Source organism: Capnocytophaga leadbetteri (assembly GCF_003054025.1).
Taxonomy (GTDB): domain Bacteria; phylum Bacteroidota; class Bacteroidia; order Flavobacteriales; family Flavobacteriaceae; genus Capnocytophaga; species Capnocytophaga leadbetteri.
Genome location: NZ_QBKG01000002.1, coordinates 180937 through 204166, shown reverse-complemented (window position 1 = coordinate 204166; position 23230 = coordinate 180937). Strand labels below are relative to the sequence as shown.

Annotated in this window: 20 protein-coding genes; 19 read left to right on the top strand and 1 reads right to left on the bottom strand. The window is 35.9% G+C overall.

Annotated elements, in window-relative coordinates; translation table 11 throughout:
- Positions 1-113: 113 nt before the first annotated feature.
- From C8P65_RS03915 to nqrF, 16 genes are all read left to right on the top strand, one after another.
- Positions 114-2891, top strand: coding sequence for a DEAD/DEAH box helicase family protein (locus C8P65_RS03915; protein WP_211305879.1), 2778 nt, complete (start codon positions 114-116; stop codon positions 2889-2891).
- A 14-nt stretch (positions 2892-2905) separates the two neighbouring features.
- Positions 2906-4756, top strand: coding sequence for a DNA-methyltransferase (locus C8P65_RS03910; protein WP_107781487.1), 1851 nt, complete (start codon positions 2906-2908; stop codon positions 4754-4756).
- Between the two features lie 48 nt (positions 4757-4804).
- Complete coding sequence (locus C8P65_RS03905) at positions 4805-5647, top strand: HamA C-terminal domain-containing protein (RefSeq protein ID WP_107781485.1); 843 nt, start codon at positions 4805-4807, stop codon at positions 5645-5647.
- Positions 5644-5868: a hypothetical protein gene (locus tag C8P65_RS03900; protein ID WP_146162911.1), complete on the top strand. Its 225-nt coding sequence runs from the start codon at positions 5644-5646 to the stop codon at positions 5866-5868. The genes C8P65_RS03905 and C8P65_RS03900 overlap by 4 nt, the downstream gene beginning before the upstream one ends.
- Positions 5869-5875: 7 nt before the next feature.
- Positions 5876-7765 carry a DEAD/DEAH box helicase gene (locus C8P65_RS03895; RefSeq protein WP_107781481.1) on the top strand — a complete coding sequence of 630 codons (1890 nt, stop codon included), beginning with the start codon at positions 5876-5878 and terminating at the stop codon, positions 7763-7765.
- A gap of 141 nt (positions 7766-7906) precedes the next feature.
- Positions 7907-8143, top strand: coding sequence for a 50S ribosomal protein L28 (rpmB, locus tag C8P65_RS03890; RefSeq protein WP_009391324.1), 237 nt, complete (start codon positions 7907-7909; stop codon positions 8141-8143).
- A gap of 20 nt (positions 8144-8163) precedes the next feature.
- On the top strand, positions 8164-8346 hold the full coding sequence (rpmG, locus tag C8P65_RS03885) for a 50S ribosomal protein L33 (RefSeq protein ID WP_002672545.1): 183 nt from the start codon (positions 8164-8166) through the stop codon (positions 8344-8346).
- A 10-nt stretch (positions 8347-8356) separates the two neighbouring features.
- Positions 8357-8509 carry a DUF4295 domain-containing protein gene (locus C8P65_RS03880; protein WP_002680984.1) on the top strand — a complete coding sequence of 51 codons (153 nt, stop codon included), beginning with the start codon at positions 8357-8359 and terminating at the stop codon, positions 8507-8509.
- Between the two features lie 111 nt (positions 8510-8620).
- On the top strand, positions 8621-9583 hold the full coding sequence (ftsY, locus tag C8P65_RS03875) for a signal recognition particle-docking protein FtsY (RefSeq protein WP_107781479.1): 963 nt from the start codon (positions 8621-8623) through the stop codon (positions 9581-9583).
- A 188-nt stretch (positions 9584-9771) separates the two neighbouring features.
- On the top strand, positions 9772-11127 hold the full coding sequence (locus C8P65_RS03870; RefSeq protein ID WP_107781478.1) for a Na(+)-translocating NADH-quinone reductase subunit A: 1356 nt from the start codon (positions 9772-9774) through the stop codon (positions 11125-11127).
- Between the two features lie 28 nt (positions 11128-11155).
- Entirely contained in the window at positions 11156-12028 is an 873-nt protein-coding gene (locus tag C8P65_RS03865) for a hypothetical protein (RefSeq protein WP_107781476.1), read from the top strand.
- Between the two features lie 60 nt (positions 12029-12088).
- Positions 12089-13318 carry an NADH:ubiquinone reductase (Na(+)-transporting) subunit B gene (locus C8P65_RS03860; protein WP_009391315.1) on the top strand — a complete coding sequence of 410 codons (1230 nt, stop codon included), beginning with the start codon at positions 12089-12091 and terminating at the stop codon, positions 13316-13318.
- Positions 13319-13320: 2 nt separating this feature from the next.
- Entirely contained in the window at positions 13321-14058 is a 738-nt protein-coding gene (locus C8P65_RS03855; RefSeq protein WP_107781474.1) for a Na(+)-translocating NADH-quinone reductase subunit C, read from the top strand.
- A gap of 6 nt (positions 14059-14064) precedes the next feature.
- Entirely contained in the window at positions 14065-14712 is a 648-nt protein-coding gene (locus C8P65_RS03850; protein WP_107781472.1) for an NADH:ubiquinone reductase (Na(+)-transporting) subunit D, read from the top strand.
- A gap of 20 nt (positions 14713-14732) precedes the next feature.
- Entirely contained in the window at positions 14733-15467 is a 735-nt protein-coding gene (nqrE, locus tag C8P65_RS03845; RefSeq protein ID WP_107781470.1) for an NADH:ubiquinone reductase (Na(+)-transporting) subunit E, read from the top strand.
- Positions 15451-16764: an NADH:ubiquinone reductase (Na(+)-transporting) subunit F gene (gene nqrF / locus C8P65_RS03840; protein WP_107781468.1), complete on the top strand. Its 1314-nt coding sequence runs from the start codon at positions 15451-15453 to the stop codon at positions 16762-16764. The genes nqrE and nqrF overlap by 17 nt, the downstream gene beginning before the upstream one ends.
- Before the next feature lie 49 nt (positions 16765-16813).
- Here nqrF and C8P65_RS03835 read toward each other — a convergent pair whose 3' ends face one another.
- Positions 16814-17269, bottom strand: coding sequence for a hypothetical protein (locus C8P65_RS03835; protein WP_107781466.1), 456 nt, complete (start codon positions 17267-17269; stop codon positions 16814-16816).
- Between the two features lie 120 nt (positions 17270-17389).
- Between C8P65_RS03835 and C8P65_RS03830 the strand changes: the two genes are divergently transcribed.
- The 3 genes from C8P65_RS03830 to C8P65_RS03820 all read left to right on the top strand — a co-directional run bounded on the left by C8P65_RS03830 (position 17390) and on the right by C8P65_RS03820 (position 23229).
- Positions 17390-18484, top strand: coding sequence for a TlpA family protein disulfide reductase (locus C8P65_RS03830; RefSeq protein ID WP_107781464.1), 1095 nt, complete (start codon positions 17390-17392; stop codon positions 18482-18484).
- A gap of 96 nt (positions 18485-18580) precedes the next feature.
- Positions 18581-20119 (top strand): sulfatase family protein, encoded by a 1539-nt coding sequence (locus tag C8P65_RS03825; protein WP_107781462.1) that lies wholly within the window; start codon positions 18581-18583, stop codon positions 20117-20119.
- Between the two features lie 2 nt (positions 20120-20121).
- Positions 20122-23229: a glycoside hydrolase family 2 TIM barrel-domain containing protein gene (locus tag C8P65_RS03820; protein WP_107781460.1), complete on the top strand. Its 3108-nt coding sequence runs from the start codon at positions 20122-20124 to the stop codon at positions 23227-23229.
- Position 23230: the final 1 nt, after the last annotated feature.

Sequence of the window (23230 nt, the reverse complement as noted above, 5' to 3'; positions counted from 1 at the left end):
ATAAGAGATAAAAACAAATGTTTTATAAACTTTTACAAAGAAAAAGAGATGAATGGTTAAGGCAAGAAAATTGTCCTGTAAATTCTCTACTATCTTATATACAAAATAGAGGAATGATGCGTGACGCTCAAATAGAAGCTATTAAAACGTATCTTTTTTTGAAAATAAGCTGCAATAATAAACCTTTGTGGAAGCTTTTTACCGAAAATAACTTCTTATCTATAGATGTTGATAGCATTAGTCTGACTTCTCTATGTCGAAATATTCTATTAGATAATAATGCAGCAGCAACACTTTATGAATATGCTTGCCTAAAAGATGAGAGAGGCAATACTTTGATGCCTTCGCTAAAAGATTTTATCGAAAAGAACCCCGACAAAATTGATTACGAACAAGTATTTAAAGCGTTATTTTACAATGTAAGCTATCCCGACTATATTTTTAGTCTTCCGATGGGGGCAGGAAAAACTTACTTAATGGCTGCCTTTATCTACTTAGATTTGTATTTTTCACTAAACGAACCTGATAACAAGGCTTTTGCTCATAACTTTATGATATTAGCCCCTTCAGGACTGAAATCATCTATTCTGCCAAGTATCAAAAATATTCAAGACTTTGACCCTACTTGGATTTTACCAGAACCTACTGCTTCTCAAATTAAAAATGAAATTCAGTTTGAAATACTCGATGAACAAAAAACAGCTAAAAAAAGTAATCTTGTAAAAAATCCTAATGCACAAAAAATAAGCAATCATCAACCTTTTGAATACCTTCGTGGTTTGGTAGCTATTACCAATGCAGAGAAAGTTATTCTTAATAAAATAGACAAAAGTGATGCTCAAAACTCTCTTTTTTCAGAAAAAGAGTTAGAAGAGATAAAAAACTCTAATGAGTTGCGCAATATCATTGCCAAAATTCCTAATCTTTCCATATTTATCGATGAGGTTCACCACGCTTCGGATGGAGATATTAAGCTCCGACAAGTAGTAAACAAATGGATGGAAACTGAAAGTTTTAACTCAGTCTTAGGCTTTTCGGGCACACCCTATTTAGCATCAGCAGAATCGGTTAAAATAAGTAATGAATTATCATTACAAAATAAAAACCTTTCTAATGTGGTGTATTATTATCCACTTATTGAGGGGGTAGGCAATTTCTTAAAAATACCTACTATTAAAATTTCGGATAGTGGTTATGACGATATTATACGAAAAGGCGTAACCGAGTTTCTCGATAAATATGCCAATACAATCTATGCTAATGGCACTTGTGCTAAATTAGCTATCTATTGCGGACAAATAGCCCATTTAGAAGAAAATATTTATCCCATCGTATCAGAGCTTATATCGGCACGAGGGCTTACCCCTCATACTGCTATTCTAAAATATCACGGAGGAAATAAAGAATACTCCGTATCACAAGAAGCTGCTACCGAATTTGCTTCGTTAGACACAAATTTATCAAAAATTAGAGTAGTATTATTGGCACAAATAGGTAAAGAAGGCTGGGACTGCAAGAGCCTTACCAGCGTTATATTGCCACAAAAAGGAGCCTGCCCGCAAAATATGGTGTTACAAACCTCTTGTCGCTGTTTGCGACAAGTGAAAAAAAACACAACTGAAACAGCACTTATTTGGCTAAATGAAGATAACGCAAAGATACTAAACAAAGAGTTAGCCCAGCAGCAACACACTTCTATAGAAGCTCTTAGTAATGCTAAAACTACTCATCTGTACACATTACAACGCTTCTCTCGTATGGAAAAACTACGTGTACCCCCTATTGACTTTTACCAGCTAAAAGTTTCTTATCAAACACTAATAGCAGAAGAGAAGCTTAATACTGCTGACGAACTTAAAAAAGATACCATCCTTAAGAAATCCGATGATATACTTATCAAACAGCAGGATTTAAAAGGAAAAATCACCCATAAGCAGCTCGAAATAGTACAAGATGAGGAGCAACATACCCCTATCACTTTCAGCAGTTGGCTACATTTAATTGCAAAAGAAAGTTTTGGTACACTGAAAAAAGATACACTTAGCCAGTACGCAGAGCTACTTAAAGGCACATTCGATAATATTACCGAAAAAAAAGAAGGTGTGTATTATCCTAAAGGAATATATAATCACAAAGAAATTCGAGCTAATATTCGCAAAGCATTTATACCCAATCGCTCTATAAAAGTAAAAGAAGAGGTAATCCCCGATAAAGCAAGGTTGTTAGCCATAGAAAAACTTACTTCGCCTATTGCTGTAATGAGTACCCAAAATTACTATCCCTCAGAAAATGAAGTGAAACAAATTATAGAAGCCGATAAAGGAAAGAAAACCTTGAAAGCTGCTATTAGCACCACTATACAAACCCTACAAACCTTAGGTAATCAGGGGCAAACTATTGAGAAATTACTCAATAATCCTGATAATTACGAAGCTATTGATGAGCAACTTTATAGTAAAACCTATCATTATCTGCCTTATAAGTTTGACAGTAGGTTTGAAATTGACTATTTCAGCACTTCGCTCCAAACCATCATCAGAGACAAACAATTGGAAATGTATTTCAATGGTGATGATGAACTTACCGAGTTTAAGATACGTTGCTACAAACAAAAAGGTAAAAATTGGAGCTATATAGGCGAATATGTACCCGATTTTCTTTTGCTAAACCGCAATGAAGAAAATAACATCAATCAAGTAATTATCATTGAAACCAAAGGAGAAGGATTTGCTCAAAAATTCGCAGAGCGAAAAGCTTTTATGAGTGAGTTCGTAAGGCTAAATAACGAAAAATTTGGATATAACAAATTTGATTTCCTATATATAGAAGATACCCTTAGCAAAACAGAACAAGACACTCTTACAATCAATGCAATTAATATTTTTTTTTAAAATAGAAAATAATTATGGCAATTAAATATATACCATATTACCCTACTACCCTTCAGGGGCAAGCAATGCTCGACAATTTTGTACGTACACAGCGTATCCTGCGCTATCGCGATAACGACAAAGTAATAGAACGTATAGAGCGAGGAATGCCTCTTTATGAGGTAGAAAAACAAGAAATAGTAGGAGAAAATCCACATAACAACACTATTATCAGAGGAGAATGCCTTTCAGCTTGTGCCTATCTAAAAGAAAAAGGCATAAAAGTAGATTTGGTATACATCGACCCTCCCTTTGCCAGTGGTGCCGATTATGCCAAAAAGGTTTACCTTCGTCGTAATCCCAAGGTAGCAGAAGCTATTAAGCAAGCCGAAACAGAGATAGACAGCGATGAAATTCGTGGCTTTGAAGAAAAAATGTATGGTGATGTATGGGATAAAGAGCGTTATCTCAACTGGATGTACGAAAACCTAATGGCTATAAAATCAGTGATGAGCGAAACTGCCTCTATCTATGTACATTTAGATTGGCATATAGGGCATTATGTAAAGATATTGTTAGACGAGATTTTTGGAGAAGATAATTTTATAAACGAGATTATATGGTGCTATACAGGACCAGGTTCTCCAGGTATGCAACAATTTAGCCGTAAACACGATACAATATTCTGGTACTCAAAAAGTGAATCACATATATTTAATGGAGATGATGTAAGAATCCCTTCAAATGTCCATTCAGGAGGTTTTAATGGAGAAATGAATAAAGATGATAGTGGAGCTTACTCCAATAAAGGTAAGATTCCTGAAGATTGGTGGGAATTTGCTGTTTCCTCACGCTTTAGAGTTGATGGGATTAACAGAGTAGAATACGCTACAGAAAAACCGTTCAAATTGTTAGAACGTATTATCAAAGCAAGCAGCAATGAAGGTATGCTCATTGCCGACTTTTTTGGAGGTAGTGGCGTAACAGCTACGGTAGCCCATAAGTTAGGCAGGCGTTTTATTCAGTGCGATATAGGTATCAATAGCATTGAAACTGCTCGCGATCGATTGCGCAAAGCAGGAGCGGTATTTGAGGTATTAGAGGTTAAAGACGGCGTTTCACTCTATCGCAATCCCGTACAGACAATGGATAAACTCAAAAGCCTGATTTTAGGGTTGCGCAATGAAGACCGTCTTGATAAGTTCTGGGAAGGAAGTATCAACGATACCAAAGAAGGGATGATGCCCGTATACCTGCCTAACCTAATGGATAGCAGTACCCGCTTGCTCGATACTGCCCTAATGAACCGTATCCTTAAAGAAGCTATGCCCGACTTGCCTGATGATACTAAAAAAGTGATTATATACTATATAGATATCACCAGTAAGGAAGAAATAGAACAATTTATCAAAGAACAAAACGATACTCTTATAAAAATAGAACTTAGAGACCTAAAAAACATACTCGACAATGTAGTTGTAGAAGACGAGGCAACATTTAAAATAAAACAAGTGCAGCCCGAAGGTCAGGTGTTTAAAGTATGGCAAGTATATATAGAACGTTTCTTTAGCGACCGAGTAAGTAGAAAGATTGACGAATATAACCTAAAAGGACAACAGCAAGCTCTTAAAGGAAATAAAGAATATGTTCCTATTACAATTAGTGAAGAAGGACTTGAAACGATTGAGTTTCTTAGTCTTGATTGTACAGCAGCTGAAGGTACTTGGCATAGTGATGCCGAAATTCTTATAAACAGATTAGGCTATGTTCGCAAGAATGGTATAGATACTAAAGAATTTTGGGACGGAGCTATAACTTCCGAAAATAAACCACTTCGCCTAAAGATACGCAATATTTGTGGTGACGAGAGTATTTATTTACTATAAAATAAAAAACAAGGAACTTATATTTAACATTATAAAAACATAATAACTATGAAACCTCCTTTTTTTAACCTAATAATTCATACAGAAGAGGCTACAATTCCTATTTTACATGGAATATGTGCGGGATTTGAAGCAGGAGAATGGAGAAAGGAAGAGTTGGTAAGACATTTGTTTACTTATCTACCTGAATTTGCTTTAACTTATCAGGAGTATTCTACTATTAAAGGTGAAGATGCTGTTGAGAAAATACAAAAAGCTGCTGCAAATGTATATCAAACTGGAAAATTTGAAAAAAGAGGTGAGTTTGGAGAGTTATTGTTGCACGCTATAATTAAAGAATCTTGTAATACAATTCCTGCTATTAGTAAGATTTATTATAAAGATGGTCCTAATGAAACAGTAAAGGGCTTTGACGCTGTACATGTCGTAGTAACAGATAATGACTTAGAATTATGGTTAGGAGAAGTTAAATTCTATGACAATATTAATAATGCTATTTCTGATGTTATAAAGGAATTAAATGCACACATAGAGATTAAATATATAAAAAATGAGTTTATTGCTATAACAAATAAAATAGATAACAGCTGGCCTTATGCCAATAAATTAAAGTCTTTGCTTCATCCTAACACCTCTTTAGATAATGTATTTTCAAAAACTTGTATTCCAGTACTTCTTACCTACGATTCAACTATCCTTGCAAAATATAATAATAAATCTAATGAATATATAGTTGAAATAGAAAAAGAGTTTAAAAAACTACATCAAACTTTTTGTCAGAAAATAGGTAGTTTTAAATTAACAATACATCTTTTCTTATTACCTTTAAATACAAAAAAAGATTTGATAAGATCTTTAGAGGAAAAACTTAAAACATGGCAAAATTTATGACAATAGAAAAATTACGAGATATATTAAGAAAAGATATTCCTACTAATATAGATAAATTTCAAGTTATAAAGGAAATAACAATTCTTGTTGCCTCAAATCAAATTGTGGGACAAGAGTTTGTTTTGCGTTTATTAGCTAAGAGAACAGAGTTTAAAGGATTTGACTCTATGATTGATACTTTGGTAAGACAGGTAGGTAGGTCTTTTTCCTTATTTAGATGAAGAGAAATTGTCTTTAAAAGATACAATAGCTTATGAAATACATCGACCTACAGGATTTAAAGAGAGTGTTGTTTTTCATCACGCTCAAGCTGAAGTGTATTACACTCTTTTAAAAGGAAAGAATGTTGTTTTAAGTGCCCCGACAAGTTTTGGAAAGAGCCTTATTATCGATTCAATTATAGCTTTTCAAAAGTATTTAAATATTATCATTATAGTTCCTACAATAGCATTGATTGATGAAACACGAAAACGTTTGTCTAAATTTAAAGATTTATACAAAATAATCACTCATCCAAGCCAATCTTATTCTAATAAAAACGTATTTATTTTAACTCAAGAAAGAGCAATAGAAATAATACCAAATATAGATGTAGATTTTTTTGTGATAGATGAGTTTTATAAATTAAATTTTCAAAATACAGATCAAGATAAGGAAAGATGTCTCGTTTTGAATCAAGTGTTTTATATGTTAGTAAAGAAAAATGCTCAATTTTATCTTTTAGGGCCAAATATTGAAGAAGTAACAAGAAAATTGTTAGATAATATTGAATTTAAATTTATAAAAACAGATTATAAAACAGTTATTTCAGAGCATCATAATGTAAATTTAAAGAAAAGAGAAGAGGCTATTACACGCCTTATTGAATTAGCTTCTTCTTTGGAAGAACCAACATTAATTTTTTGCCAATCTCCAGCAAGTGCTAATAAAGTTGCCAAAGCATTTTTAGATAGCAAAGGATTTGAAAAAACAAATAAAAATGACGAATTAGTTGATTGGTTAAAAAATAACTATCATTCTGAATGGATTTTACCAAATAGCTTAGGATATGCAATAGGTATCCATCATGGAGGTGTTCCTAGAGCAATAGCTCAAAAATGTGTTAATTTGTTTAATGAAGGAAAAATAAAATACCTTATTTGTACTTCTACTTTAATAGAAGGTATTAATACTAAAGCAAAAAATGTGATCATCTATGATAATAAAATAGCAAAAACTAAGTTTGATTATTTTACATTCAATAATATTTGTGGACGTTCAGGCAGAATGTTTTCTTATTTCGTAGGTCATGTATATCTTTTTTACGAACCACCTGTAGCAGAACTCCCTCTAGTAGAGTTTCCTATTTTTTCTCAACCAAAAGAAGTTTCTGAAAATCTACTAATCAATATTGATGAAAAGGATTTAAAAGAATCTTCAAAAGTTAAATTGAAAAAATATACTGAACAAGATATTTTATCTCAAGAAATATTAAAGAAAAACTCATATATAGATTTAAATAAGCAATTAAATCTAGCAACTTTCATTCATAGTAAGGTTGATGAAATACATAGTTCAATGTATTGGAAATCAATCCCTACAAATAACCAATTGAAATTTGCATGTGAGTTAATATGGGAATATTTTGTAAATTCAAAGAAAAAATATGGAATAATATCAGGGAAACAATTACATTTTAGAATAAATCAGTTTAGATATGCGAAAAATATAAAAAATTTTATTGCTGACGTTATTAAAACTGATAGAAATGTATTAGATGTTAATGAAGCAATTGAATTAGCATTTAATATTCAAAGGTATTGGATAAATTTTAAATTTCCACGTTACCTAATGACTTTGCAGGACATAGTCAATGATGTTTTTAAAAAATATAATCTTCAATTATGTGACTACTCATATTACGCTAGTTTAGTTGAATGTTATTTTATTTCTCCTTATGTTGTTCCATTAGATGAATATGGATTACCTATACCTATATCAGTTAAGATAGGCAAGACAGAAAATATTTCATCTAATATTGATGAGGCTTTAGAACAATTACGAAATTTCACTCCTTCACAACAGAATTTCTTAAAAGTGGAACGAGAGTTTATAAATGATTTTAAATTATATATATAATGTAACTCTCTATTTTCTAATGCACTAACTCCTAACTTCTAACTCCTATATTCTTTTTATACAAAAAAGTTTTGGTATTAAAAAAAATAGTTGTACCTTTGCGCCCTGAATATAAATAACATATTAATAAATAGAGAAAAAATGGCAAGAGTTTGTGACTTAACAGGCAAAAAAGCATTGGTGGGCAACAACGTGTCGCACGCAATGAACAAAACGAAACGTAAATTTAATGTAAACCTCCGTACCAAACGCTTCTTCATTCCTGAAGAAAACCGTTGGATTACCCTAAAAGTATCGGCAGCTGCTATCAAAACTATCGACAAAAAAGGTATCTACGAAGTGCTTAAAGAGGTAGAACGTAACGGATATATTAACTAAATTTTAAAAACAATAGTAAAATGGCTAAAAAAGGAAATAGAATTCAGGTTATATTGGAGTGCACCGAGCACAAAGAATCTGGCTTACCAGGAACTTCTCGTTACATCACTACCAAAAACAAAAAAAATACTCCAGATAGATTAGAACTTAAAAAGTTTAACCCTATCCTAAAGAAAGTAACTGTTCATAAAGAAATTAAATAATTAAAACGTTATGGCAAAGAAAACAGTAGCAACACTACAAGGTAAATCAAAAAAGCTTACTAAAGCTATCAAAATGGTGAAATCACCTAAAACAGGTGCCTATACTTTCGTAGAAAGCGTCATGGCTCCTGAGCTCGTTGATGAATTTTTGAAGAAGAAATAATTAAATTTTCTCTATTTTTATCATATCTGAAAAGCTGTCGTGAGACAGCTTTTTTGCATATATAAACCTTTTTTATTACCTTTGCCCGAGTTTTTAGATTATAGTATAGTTATGGCATTTGAGTTTTTAAAAAATATCTTTTCTAAAGAGAAGAAAGAAACCCTAAACAAGGGCTTAGAAAAATCAAAAAATAGCTTTTTCGACCGTCTCGGCAAGGCTATTATTGGAAAATCAAAGGTAGATGAGGAGGTGCTTGATGACCTTGAAGAGGTACTCATCGCCAGCGATGTAGGGGTTAATACTACCCTAAAAATTATTGACCGCATAGAGGCACGTGTGGCTAAAGACAAATATTTAGGCACTTCTGAACTTAATAAAATCTTACGCGAAGAGATTGGTAGTCTACTGTCGGAAACGCACACTGGCGAGGCTACCGACTTTTCTCTCCCTGCTGACAAAAAACCATACGTAATGATGGTAGTAGGCGTAAATGGGGCTGGAAAAACAACTACTATAGGCAAACTAGCTAGTCAGTTTACTAAAAAAGGACTAAAAGTAGTCTTAGGGGCTGCCGATACTTTCCGCGCAGCAGCGATAGACCAGTTGCAAGTATGGGCTGATCGCACGGGAGTACCGATGATTAAGCAGCAGCTGGGTAGCGACCCTGCCTCGGTAGCCTACGATACTCTCACTTCTGCTGTAAAACAAGAGGCTGATGTAGTAATCATAGATACAGCGGGACGCTTGCACAACAAGATAAACCTGATGAATGAGCTAAGCAAAATAAAGCGTGTAATGCAAAAAGTAGTACCCGATGCTCCTCACGAAGTGTTATTAGTATTAGACGGCTCGACAGGACAAAACGCTTTTGAACAAGCTAAAGAGTTTACCAAAGCGACTGAAGTAACCGCCTTAGCCGTTACCAAGTTAGACGGCACTGCCAAAGGCGGCGTAGTAATAGGCATTTCAGACCAGTTCCAAATTCCAGTAAAATACATAGGCGTAGGCGAAGGAATTGACGATTTGCAAATATTCAACAAATATGAGTTTGTAGACTCATTCTTCCAACAATAAATACTATTTTAAGAGATAAAAAGAATCACTTTAGGTTATTTTAATTGAAAATATTAACTTTTCAAGAAGCCATAAATATCTGAAGTGATTCTTTTTTATAAAATAAAATCACTACATTATTTTATATCCAAAAAATATTCGTATATTTGTCGCCAAATTTAACAAAACTAACTAATATTTTTTTAGATATGTCAAACGACATCCGCATTCGAAAAGGGTTAGACATACTGTTGGAAGGGAAAGCTGATAAGACTACTAAGCAGCTCCCTCTTTCGGCATTGTATGCCGTTAAACCCAGTGATTTTCACAGAGTTATCCCTAAACTTTTACTACGTGAGGGGAATGAAGTGAAGGCAGGTGAAGCATTGTTCTTTTCTAAGAGTGATGAGCGTATCTTGTTCCCATCTCCTGTAAGTGGTACTATCAAGGAGATTATACGTGGCGAAAGACGTAAGGTCTTAGAAATACGTATAGCACCCAGCGAGGAGCAATCGTTTAAGAGCTATGGTGAAAAGAATGTGAACGAAATGCAGGGCGAAGACATTAAGGCACACCTACTTAGCAGTGGTTGTTGGCCTTTTATTAAGCAGCGCCCTTATGACGTAATTGCCAATCCTGACACTACTCCAAAAGCAATATTCGTGTCGGCTTGCAAAACTAACCCGCTTGCCCCAGACTACGACTATGTGCTAAAAGGTAAAGAAGAGGTGCTACAAACAGCCCTTACTGCCCTTTCTAAGCTAACTTCTGGCAAGGTGCACGTATCAGTGTTTAAAGACAGCTCTCTTTCTCCTTTCCGCAACCTCAAAAACATTGTTCTTCACAATGTTTCTGGACCTCACCCTGCTGGTAACGTCAGCACCCAAATAGCACGCATTAGCCCTATCAACAAGGGTGAAGTGGTATGGGTGGTTACTCCTCAGGACTTGGTAGTTATTGGTGAGCTTTTCCTTACTGGTAAACTCAACCTTACACGCACTGTAGCGCTTACAGGTTCTCGTATTGAAAACCCTCACTACGTAACCGCTATTGCAGGCGCTCAAATTAGTGGCGTAGTAGGTAGCCAAGTGAAAGACGTTGCTAACACTCGTATTATCAGTGGTGATGTACTTACTGGCACTAAGGTAGGTGAGAATGATTTCTTAGGTTTTTATGACGACCAAATCACAGCTATCCCTGAAGGAAATGATTATGATTTATTCGGTTGGGCAAAACCTATAGCTAACAAAGTATCTCTTACTCGTTCGCTTACTTTCTCGTGGTTGAATCCTAAGAAAAAGTACGACCTTAACACCAACACCAATGGCGAACACCGCGCTTTTGTGGTAACAGGTATGTATGAAGAAGTTTTTCCTTTAGATATCTATCCTATGCAGCTACTCAAAGCCTGCCTATATAAGGATTTAGACGAATTGGAAAACCTTGGTGCTTACGAAGTAGCTCCAGAGGACTTTGCGCTTACTGAATTTGTATGTGTGTCTAAACAGCCACATCAGCAAATTATCAGAGACGGACTTGATTTAATGATTCAAGAATTAGGATAATAACTTATAAACAGTAATACATCAGAAAATGTCAAACTATTACAAGCCTTCAGGAAAATTTTCACCCATAGCTTTTGCATATCTTTTATTAGTGTGTGCTATAGTAATGCCTATTTTAGGTACTATTTATGCATATGCTACGTGGTATATACCTATTATATACGTAAACTTTCTCATTACCTTTGGTTTTGGAGTTAGTATCTCTTTTGCAGTAAGCCTTTTAGTCATCAGATTAGGTAAAGTGCGCAACTATGGGCTTTCAGCACTTTTTGCTATTATTGCCTCATTGGTAGCTTATTACAGCCAATGGGTAGTATGGGTAGACTTAGTGCTAAACGCAGGAGAGGTTTACGGCAATAAGCAAATAGGCATATCAGTAAGTAATGTTCAATTTGAGCAACTGCTTTACTTAGCCACCCACCCAAGTGATCTTATTGATTTGATAATGCTTATCAATGAAGAAGGTACTTGGGGTATAAAGAGTATGACTGTAAGTGGTATTTTCCTTAGCATTATTTGGTTAATTGAGTTTGGAGCTATTATGTTCTTTGGTTTTATGGCTGCAGGTCGTTCAAAAGTACCTTTTAGCGAAGTTACCGAAGAATGGTTTAAAGAAGAAGAGTTACCCGCTTTTACTTATATAGACAACCCTAATAGCTTTAAGCAAGCCGCTGAACAAGGTAATTGGGAAGCATTAGCTGAAACTTTGCAGTTAGCAGATAGACAAGCAAGTCATAGCCTTTTTACGGCATACGTATCGGGGAATGATTACTACCTTTCTGTATATAATGTAAAGGCCAAGACAAATAGTAAAGGCAAAGTAGAGTTTGATACTGATGAGTTTATGAAATACTTACATATCAATAAAACTATTTATGATATGCTGAAAGCAAAAGCCTAATTTTAAGCTTTTGTTCTAATTCACAAATCAAAAGAAATAATTAACTTATTCATTAAGAAAATGAGTTTAAAAAGTAAATTAAATACATTAAAAGAAAAGTATAAAGGAACGAAGATGGAGACAACTTTCAACGCGCTCCACACATTCCTCTATACGCCTAATGAGGTAACCCACGGGGGTACCCACATTAAGGCTGCTGACGACCTAAAACGAACTATGAATATGGTGGTAATGGCACTTATTCCTTGTTTGATTTTCGGTATTTTCAATGCTGGCTATCAGCACCAAGTCGCTTTCGGAACTATTGAACCTCAGGCAGGTATGGCTTTCTGCAGCGGCGATTTCTGGAACTGGGCTAACTTCAGTATTGGTATTACTAAAGTACTTCCTTTAGTGATAGTATCATACGTGGTAGGTTTGGGCATTGAGTTTATCTTTGCTACTATCCGCAAACACGAAGTAGAAGAAGGTTATTTAGTAACCGGTATGCTAGTACCTCTTATCGTACCTATTGACATTCCTCTTTGGATGCTAGCTGTAGCTGTAGCTTTTGGGGTAATTATAGGTAAAGAAGTATTCGGTGGTACAGGTATGAACATCTTGAACCCAGCACTAACTATTCGTGCGTTCTTATTCTTTGCTTACCCTACCTCTATGACAGGTGATAAAGTATGGGTAGAAGGAGCTGTACAACGCGCTAAAGACATAGCTGCTGGAGCTAATTTAGATGCCGTATCAGGAGAAACAGTTTTAGGTAATTTAGCACAAGGACAAACGGGTACTTACCAAGTATCAGACTTGTTTTTTGGTTTTATACCTGGTTCAGTAGGTGAGACCTCTACCCTACTCATTATCTTAGCTGGTCTATTCCTTATTTATACCAAAATTGCTTCTTGGCGTATAATGGTAAGTATGTTTGTAGGTGCTTGGGTAATGGGTGCTATCTTCAACTGTTTAGCCCCAAGTATGGAAGGCACACAGTTTTACGCTTTGTGGAGTTTGCCTGCATATGAGCACTTACTTATAGGAGGTTTGGCTTTCGGAGCTGTATTTATGGCTACCGACCCTGTAACAGCAGCACAAACTAATACAGGTAAATATATCTATGGATTCTTAGCAGGTTTTATAGCGATTGCTATCCGTTGTTTCAACCCTGCCTACCCAGAAGGTGTAATGCTTGCTATCTTATTGATGAACGTACTGGCTCCTACTATCGATCACTTCGTAGTACAAGCCAATGTGTCTCGTAGAAAAAAACGTTTAAAATTATCAACTGCTAAAACCGCATAATTATGGCAATCAAGACAGAAAGTAATTCGTATACAGTGATTTTCGCCATTATAATGGTGGTAATCGTAGGTGCGTTGCTCGCTGGTATCTCGTCAGCGTTAAGTAGCGATATCAGCAACAATAAAAAGTTAGAAAAGAAACAGAATATCCTCTACGCTATGGGCGTAAATCACAACGAAGGTGAGCTCGGAGGAGGTAAAGTAGAGTTTCTTTCTACTACCGATGCTGAAAAAGAGTTTCCTAACTATGTGAAAGAGCAATACCTTATCAAAGGAAATACCGCTGAAAAAGTAGAAGGTGCTAACGACCTTATCAACTTCAATGGTCATCGTGAAGGTTTACCTCTTTACGTAGGTGAAAAAGATGGAGCTACCCTCTATATAATTCCCGTAAGCGGACGTGGTTTGTGGGATGCTATTTGGGGATATATAGCTGTAGATAAAGACCTTATCGTACGTGGTGTTTTCTTCGACCACAAAGGTGAAACTGCTGGTTTAGGAGCTAACATCAAAGAACGTTTCTTTATGGACGACTTTATTGGGGAACATTTATTGGATGCCGCAGGTAACTTCCAAAGCATTCAAATTTCAAAAAGTAATGGTGACCCAGAAAACAAACGTAAAGAAGATGGGAAAATTGATGCTATTGCAGGAGCTACCCTTACTGGTAATGGAGTGCAAGCGATGATAAGCGATGGCATAGAGCCTTATATATCCTATATTAAAAGTTTAAACAAATAAGAGACTATGGGACTATCAAAAAAAGATACAAAATTAGTAACTGACCCTCTATGGGATAACAACCCCGTAACAGTACAAGTGTTAGGTATCTGTTCTGCCTTAGCGATTACAGCTCAGCTGAAAGCCGCTATCGTAATGAGCCTTTCATTTACCTTTGTGCTTGTAATGGGTAACGTAACCATTTCTTTGCTTAGAAATGTGATTCCACCAAAAATTCGTATCATCGCTCAGCTGATAGTAGCTGCTGCCTTAGTAATTGTGGTGGACTTTGTTCTGAAAGCTTATGTATATGACCTTAGCAAACAGCTATCAGTATACGTAGGGCTTATCATCACCAACTGTATTTTGATGGGACGCTTTGAGGCATTTGCTTTAGGTAACCCTCCAGGAAAATCGTTCTTAGATGCTATTGGTAACGCAGGTGGTTACTCTATCGCCTTGCTTATCGTAGCCTTCTTCCGCGAACTATTAGGTTCTGGCACTTTGCTCGGCTTCCAAATATTAGGAGACCCTATCAAGAAAACAGGAGCTTATGCCTTAGGCTACGAAAACAACGGTTTTATGTTGTTAGCTCCTATGGCTTTGGTAACCTACGGTATAGTAGTGTGGGTACAACGCTCACGCAACAAAGCCTTAATAGAAGACAGTCATTAATCATTTAAAAAGAAAAGAAAATGTTAGAATATTTAACACTGATTTTTAAATCAATATTCGTAGAGAATATGATTTTCGCTACCTTTTTAGGTATGTGTTCGTACTTGGCTGTATCTAAAAAAGTGTCGACTGCTATAGGATTAGGAGCTGCCGTAGTATTTGTACAAACCCTAACAGTACCTATGAACTGGTTACTCAATGAGTACATACTCAAAGAAGGTGCTTTGCGCTGGTTGGGTGAAGAATATGCTAATTATGATTTGAGCTTCCTTACCTACATTTTGTTTATCGCTACTGTAGCTACAATGGTACAGTTGGTAGAGATTATAGTAGAGAAGTTCTCTCCATCATTGTATAACTCATTAGGTATCTTCTTGCCACTGATAGCCGTAAACTGTGCTATCTTAGGAGGTTCACTCTTTATGCAATCGCGTGCTGAAGTGATTCACTCTTTCGGGCTTTCAGTAGCTTACGGGGTGAGTTCAGGATTAGGTTGGGCTATCGCTATCTTGGCGTTGGCAGCTATACGCGAAAAGATACGTTATTCGCACGTACCAGCTCCTTTGCGCGGCTTAGGTATCACTTTCATCACCACAGGGCTTATGGCTATTGGCTTTATGAGTTTTGGTGGTATGCTAACAGGTGGTAGCAGCAAAAAAGAAGAGCCTAAGAAAGAAACCACTATCCAACAAGAAGTTAAAACTGATAATTTAGCCAATAACACAAAAGATTTAAGCAATGATATTAGCAAGTGAAATATTAACAACTATTGCAGTAACGGTAATAGGGTTATTAGTAATAATCCTTCTGTTAGTAGCCGTTTTACTATATGTAAAGCAGAAACTAACCCCTTCCGGCCCTGTAAAAATCACTATCAATAAAGATAAAGTAATAGAAGTGCCTATCGGTGGTTCATTGCTTTCTACTTTGGGTAACGAGAAGATTTTCTTGCCATCAGCTTGTGGTGGTAAAGGGTCTTGCTTGCAATGCGAATGCCACGTATACGAAGGGGGTGGCGAAGCCCTCCCTACTGAAACCCCTCACTTTACTAAAAAAGAACTTAAAGAGGGAGTACGTTTGGCGTGCCAAGTGAAAGTAAAACAAGATATGCAAATAGGTGTACCCGAACAAGTATTTGGTATCAAAAAATGGGAAGCTAAGGTGGTAAGCAACTACAACGTTGCCTCTTTCATCAAAGAGTTTGTGGTAGAAATCCCTGAAGATATGGATTACAAACCTGGTGGATATATACAAATAGAAATCCCTGCTTGCGAGGTAAAATACACTGACATCGACATCACTGCACACCCTAAAGAACACCCAGGTGAGCCTGATAAGTTCAAAATGGAATGGGATAAGTTTAAACTATGGCCTTTAGTGATGAAAAACCCAGAACCTGCAGAGCGTGCTTACTCTATGGCTTCTTATCCTGCTGAAGGACGTAGAATTATGCTAAACGTACGTATCGCTACACCACCATTCGACAGAGCTAAAGGTGGCTGGATGGATGTAAACCCTGGGGTAGCCTCATCATACATTTTCTCTCGTAAACCAGGTGATAAGGTTACTATATCAGGCCCTTATGGTGAGTTCTTCATCAACGAATCTAATGCCGAGATGCTTTATGTAGGGGGAGGTGCTGGTATGGCACCTATGCGTTCGCACTTGTATCACCTCTTCAAAACCCTAAAAACCAATAGAAAAGTTACTTATTGGTACGGAGGTCGTTCAAAACGCGAGTTGTTCTATGTAGAGCACTTCCGCGAATTAGAGCGCGAGTTTCCTAACTTCAAATTCTTTATCGTACTTTCTGAACCGCTACCAGAAGATAACTGGAAAGTGAAGAAAGATATCAATGACCTTGAAGGTGATGGATTCTTAGGATTTGTACATAATGCTGTAATCAAACAGTATTTGAAGAAACACGATACCCCAGAAGATATAGAATTGTACTTCTGTGGCCCTCCGATGATGAACAAAGCTGTTCAGAAAATGGGACAAGACTTTGGTATGCCCGATGAAAATATTCGTTTCGACGACTTTGGTGGTTAATAACTATCTACATTATACAAAATCCGACTTAGTAATAGGTCGGATTTTTTTATGATATAGATAAGGTTTCTTTTCGTTCTTTTATAATTGTGGGGTGACTGATAATCTCTAAACTCATAACTTTATCTGCCAGATTAATACCAACGCTTAAAAGTCCTTTTCCTTCATTGATGTAATAATACCATATCTTTCGGTCAGTAAAAAGTTTTTCATCAGTATAGAAAGGGTGTCCTAAGGTAGATTCGACAAGAAGACTATCATCTCCAAAACGGATGGGAATATACAGTGTTTGTAAAATATGATTAGCTATTTCAGTAAGTTCTTTATGCGGTAAAATATCCTCAAAACTAATAGCAGAGAGAAAATCACTATTTCTTTCCTTAAAACAGATAATATAATACCCCAAACAATCGGCTATACCTTCTATGCTGGCATAATAAAAAGGGATAGTTTCAACAGAAGAAATGAAATTAATAAGACTAAAATCTTCAATATTTATATTCATAAAATGAATTGTTGTTTCCTATGAGAGGTCTTTTGAGTGCAAAAATAGGAATAATTGTTAGAATTAGAGGGATTTCCAAAAAATATTGTACCTTTGTCAATATTTTTAAATCATAGTGTTATGAAAAAGATATTTGCAATCCTTGTATGCGCCTTGGTGTCGTGTACCAATCCAGAAGAAGCAATAAAGGCTTATCTGCAACAAAAAGAAATCATAGGCTTACAATCAGCTGAAAAACAAAATGAACTCTTAGGGCAATCTCCTATGGCTTTTAAACAAAGTATGCAGGCAATAGCCCAACAATACACCGAAATACTCAAGAACTTGCCAGCAGATTTCGTAGCTAAAGAAGAGAAAGCTAACCGCTATCAACAGTTGGTTATAGTATCGGAATATCTGTTGAATCACCGTAAATATACTGAAGAAGAAGCTCCTGCTATCAAAGAGTTACAAGATTTATGTACTGCAGTAGATTTAGACAATGCTACTGATTTTAATGATTATCCTGAGTATCAAGCTTTAGTACACAATATTTTTAAGCTACGTATCTATTCTTATAAAGTACAATATGAGTTCAATGACCCTTGGGGAAAGATTTTAGCTGACTTCAAAACAATTAAATCAGAAAACATCAAGGAAGCACTAGCCCCTTTGCTCATAGAAGGGGTTTCACCTACTTCGGCAGCTACTACTAACGAAGAATTAATGGCTTTAATACCACAAATAATAAAAAACACTGAGCTTCTACAAGAACTCAACCAGCGAATAAATTTGGTTAATAAACTCAAATCAGGACAACCGTTCCCACCTTTTGAAGGAGTAGTAGATATGAATGATAAGTCCATAAATTTTGAGCAACTAAATCTAAAAGGAAAAATGCTCTTCATCGATATTTGGGCAACTTATTGTCCTGATTGCAGAAAAGAACTCCCTTTCTTAGAAACCTTACAGCAAACTTATAAAGGCAAACCCGTTACTTTTGTAAGTATTTCGGTAGACCGCGATAAAGAAGCGTGGAAAAAAATGGTAAAAGAGAAGAAACTAAGCGGTATTCATCTCTATGCTTCACCAGAAACAAAAGAATTATTCAAAAAACTATATGATTTGCGAAGTATTCCGCGTTATATGTTAGTAGATAAAGAAGGTAATATCATTTCTATCAATGCTCCAATGCCAAGTAAAAGTACAGCATTAGAAAGCCTCATCAACTTATAAGACAAATTTTAGGATTTTTTTTTGGTCTTTAACAAAATATTTTGTAATTTTGTTGCCGAAAAATAAGTTTATAGTCATAAATAAACCAACAGCTTTATGAAAAGATTGTTACTTTTATGTGGAATATGTTGTTCTACATTTGGTTTTGCACAAAGCAAACCTAACATTGTACTCATCGTATCTGATGACCATTCTTATCAAACCATTGGGGCTTATAACAACGGGCAAACCGATGCCACCCCTGCTATTGATAAGTTAGCTAAAGAGGGAGTTACTTTCAACAAAGCATTTGTAACCAACTCTATTTGTGGCCCTAGTAGGGCTTGTATCTTAACGGGGAAATACAGCCATAAAAACGGATTTATGGATAATGAAACCTCGCATTACAACTCGTCTCAGCAGCAGTTTGTTAACCTTCTACAACAAGGTGGCTATCAGACCGCTTGGATAGGTAAATATCATTTAGGTGATGACCCTAAAGGCTTTGACTTCTTCAAAATATTGGTAGACCAAGGCAGGTATTTCAACCCCGACTTTATCATTGAAGGTAAAAAACGTGTACGCGAGCAAGGGTACGTGAGCAATATCATAGAAGACGAAGCAGAAAAATGGCTTGATAGACGGGATATGAACAAACCTTTCTGTTTAGTAGTAGGACACAAGGCTGTACACCGCACTTGGATGCCTGACCTACCTGAATTAGGAGCTTATGAGCATGTTAATTTTCCCCTACCAGACACTTTCTTTGATGATTATGCTACTCGTGTGCCTGCAAGTATGCAAGAAATGGCTATTGGAAAAGATATGCGTATGGGTTATGATTTAAAAATGTTTAAAAATGAGAAAGATGTAGCACAAGACGCTAACTTCTCTCGAATGACAACTGCTCAATTTGCTGCTTATAACGATTTTTACAACCCTATCAGAAGTGAATACTTCAAGGAAAACATCAGCGGAAAAGAATTAGCAAAATGGAAGTTCCAACGGTATATGCGCGACTATCTTTCTACTGTAAAATCAATGGATAAGAACATTGGGCGTATGCTCGACTACCTTGAAAAACACAATTTAAAAGACAATACTATTATTATTTACCTTTCAGACCAAGGTTTTTATATGGGTGAACACGGATGGTTCGACAAGCGTTGGATGTACGAAGAATCTTTCCGTACCCCTATGATAGTTTCATACCCTAAGCTCTTCCCTAAAGGCACTACTAACGATGATTTTGTATTAAACATCGACTTAGCTCCTACTTTCTTAGAACTAGCAGGAGTAAAAGTGCCTGAAGATATACAAGGTAAATCTTTCTTGTCTTTATTTGCTAAAAAAGCAAAACCTATCCGTAATCAATTGTTCTACCACTATTACGAAAATGGAGAACATGCTGTATCACCACATTTTGGGGTTCGTACTGACCGCTATAAACTTATCCGTTACTACAAACGTTGTAATACTTGGGAATTATTTGACCTTAAAAAAGACCCTAAAGAATTGCAAAATGTATACGGACAAAAAGAATATCAGAAAATCACTAAAGAATTAGAAAACTTACTACTAAAAGAAATTCGCGATAAGAAAGATGACCTTGCTGAAAAAGTATTCTTCAACAAAGAATTCCCAATACAAAAATAACTATGCTGCGACAGTTTTTACTCTTGTTATTCCTATGGGTATGCGGCAACGGATATGCTCAGACCTTAGATTCTATTTTTGAAAATCCGGCAGTACAAGAAATAAACCGGATGCCAATGCGTGCCTCTTATTTCCCTTTTGATGAAATAAGTAAAGCAAAAAATGGGTTGCCTTCTAATTCTACACGCTATTTAAGTCTGAATGGCGAGTGGTCATTCCTTTGGAAAAACGATTATAAGCAACTTCCTAAAAATTTCTATAAGAAAGATTACAAGGAAGAGAAATGGGATAAGATAACTGTACCTGCCAATTGGGAGATGAAAGGTTATGGCATTCCTATTTACGTAAATGCTTCATATGAGTTTAACCAAAAGAATCCCACTCCTCCTGATATTCCTGATGATTTAGCTCAAAATGCAGGTGTATATCGCAAAGTATTTGAGCTACCTTCTGCTTGGAAAGACGAAAAGGTTTACCTACATTTAGGAGCTGTAAAATCAGCATTTAAACTCTATATCAATGGTACTTTTGTAGGAGTTGGCAAAGACAGTAAGTTAGCTTCGGAGTTTGATATCACTCCTTATCTAACCTCTGGAAAGAACCTAATAGCTATGGAAGTAAGACGATGGACGGATGCTAGTTATTTAGAGTGTCAAGATATGTGGCGTTTTTCGGGTATTTCGCGTGATTGCTACCTATATATGCGCCCTAAAACACACTTTTATGATCTTAATATACAATCAACCTTAAGCAATAATTACGCAGATGGACGACTCATTGCTTCGGTAGAGGTGTGGAATGAAACCATTCAAGATAAATCAAAATATCAAGCGGAACTATCTGTATACTACAAAGATAAGCTACTTTATCAGGAGAAGAAAAATACTACAGCCTTAAAAAGAGCTTTTGGCAAAACAGAGTTACAATTTCAAGCAGACTTTCCTCAAGTGAAAGCGTGGAGTGCAGAGTTGCCCCACTTGTATAGGTTGCAAATGGTGTTATACGATGCTGAAGGTAAAGTAAAAGAAGTCATTAGTCGCCCTATAGGTTTTAGAACTGTGGAAATAATAGGCGCTAACTTATTAGTAAATGGCAAGCGCATCTTGATAAAAGGTGTAAACCGACACGAAACAGACCCTTATACAGGTCAGGTAGTATCGCGTGAAAGTATGGAAAAAGATGTAATGCTAATGAAAGCTCTCAACTTTAATGCAGTACGTACTTGTCATTATCCTGATGACCCTTATTTCTATGACCTATGTGATCAATACGGACTTTATGTAATGGATGAGGCTAATGTAGAAAGCCACGGAATGCATTATGAAGTAGATAAAACACTTGCTAACGATACCCAATGGGAATACGCCCACCTATTGAGAATGCAACGAATGGTGATGCGTGACAAAAACCACCCTTCTATCATCATTTGGAGTATGGGCAATGAGGCTGGTAATGGATGGAATTTCTATAAAGGTTACAGAATGATGAAAGGGTTAGACCCTACTCGTCCTATCCATTATGAGTTGGCTCATTACGACTGGAATACCGATATTGAATCGCGTATGTACAGACGTATTCCTTTCTTATTAGAGTATGCTTTGAGTCATCATCAAAAACCTTTCTTACAATGTGAATACGCTCACGCTATGGGCAATAGTTTAGGAAACTTTCAAGAATATTGGGACGTTTATGAGCATTACCCTAAGCTACAAGGCGGTTTTATATGGGATTTCGTAGACCAAGGTATATATAAAACACTACCCAACGGGAAGAAAATACTGACATACGGAGGAGATTATGGGGATAAAGACACTCCAAGTGACAATAACTTTCTTATCAATGGAGTTATAGCTTCAGACAGAAGTTTACATCCACATTCTTACGAAGTACGAAAGGTACAACAAGAAATAGGATTTCAGTACAAGAACAATGTACTTACCCTGCGTAATAAGCACTTTTTCAAAGATTTGTCAAATTATGAAATACAATGGAAGTTACTAAAAGAGGGTAAAGAAGTACAAAAAGGTAGTATCACCAACCTTGTAGTCTTGCCTCAAACTGAAGCTACTATTGCAATGCCTAACAACTTATTGGTAGATAAACAAGCAGAGTATATACTACAATATACTGCTGCTTTGAAAGAAGATGAAGGGTTATTAAAAAAAGGAACTGAATTAGCCTTTGCTGAGTTTCCTTTGACAAGCTATCAGCCAGCAAAAGTAGAAGAAGATAGCACTCCTATTAATATAGAAGAAACATCTACTTATATCTTACTAACAAACAAGAATTTCAGTTCTAAAATTGATAAAACAACAGGTAAATGGACTTCTTTCAAAGTGAAAAAAGAAGAGCTTTTTGCACCCGAAGGTTTAGAAGTAAATCTATGGCGTCCAGGTACTGACAACGACTTTGGTGCTGGGCTACCTAAGAAATTACAATATTTACAAAATGCTGATAGTAAAGCAAAAGAAATAAAAGTTAGTGCTGAGTCTCTACCTTCAGAACAAGTAAAGGTAACCATTCAAAAACAATTAGTGGAAGGGAGTATCGCATACAAACAAGAGTTGCTTTTTGATGGAAAACCTTCTGTAATAGTAAGTAATACTTTTAAGCCTTTAAAAGATGATAAAACACTTACCTTTAAAATTGGGAATCACCTTACTCTATTGCCTTTTGAACGCATTCAATGGTATGGAAGAGGTCCTTGGGAAAGTTACCAAGACAGAAAAACCTCTTCTTTAGTAGGGTTATATGAAGGAAGTATTGAAGCGCAAGCACATCCTTATGTACGTCCACAAGAAACAGGAAATAAAACAGAGGTGCGCTGGGCAAAACTAATGAAAAAAGGCGTTACTCTTGCTATATATAGCACTGACAAGTTGCTAAATGTAAATGCTTTGCCTTATAGTCCTGAGCAATTATTTCCTGGTATTGAAAAAGGGCAAACACATTCAGGTGAACTTACTCTAAGCAAAAACACTCATTTAGACATTGATTTACAACAATTAGGTCTTGGAGGAGATAATAGTTGGGGCAACCTACCTATGGAACAATATTTATTGTATTTGTATAGACCTTATAGTTATTCTTACAGATTAGTCGCTGAATAAA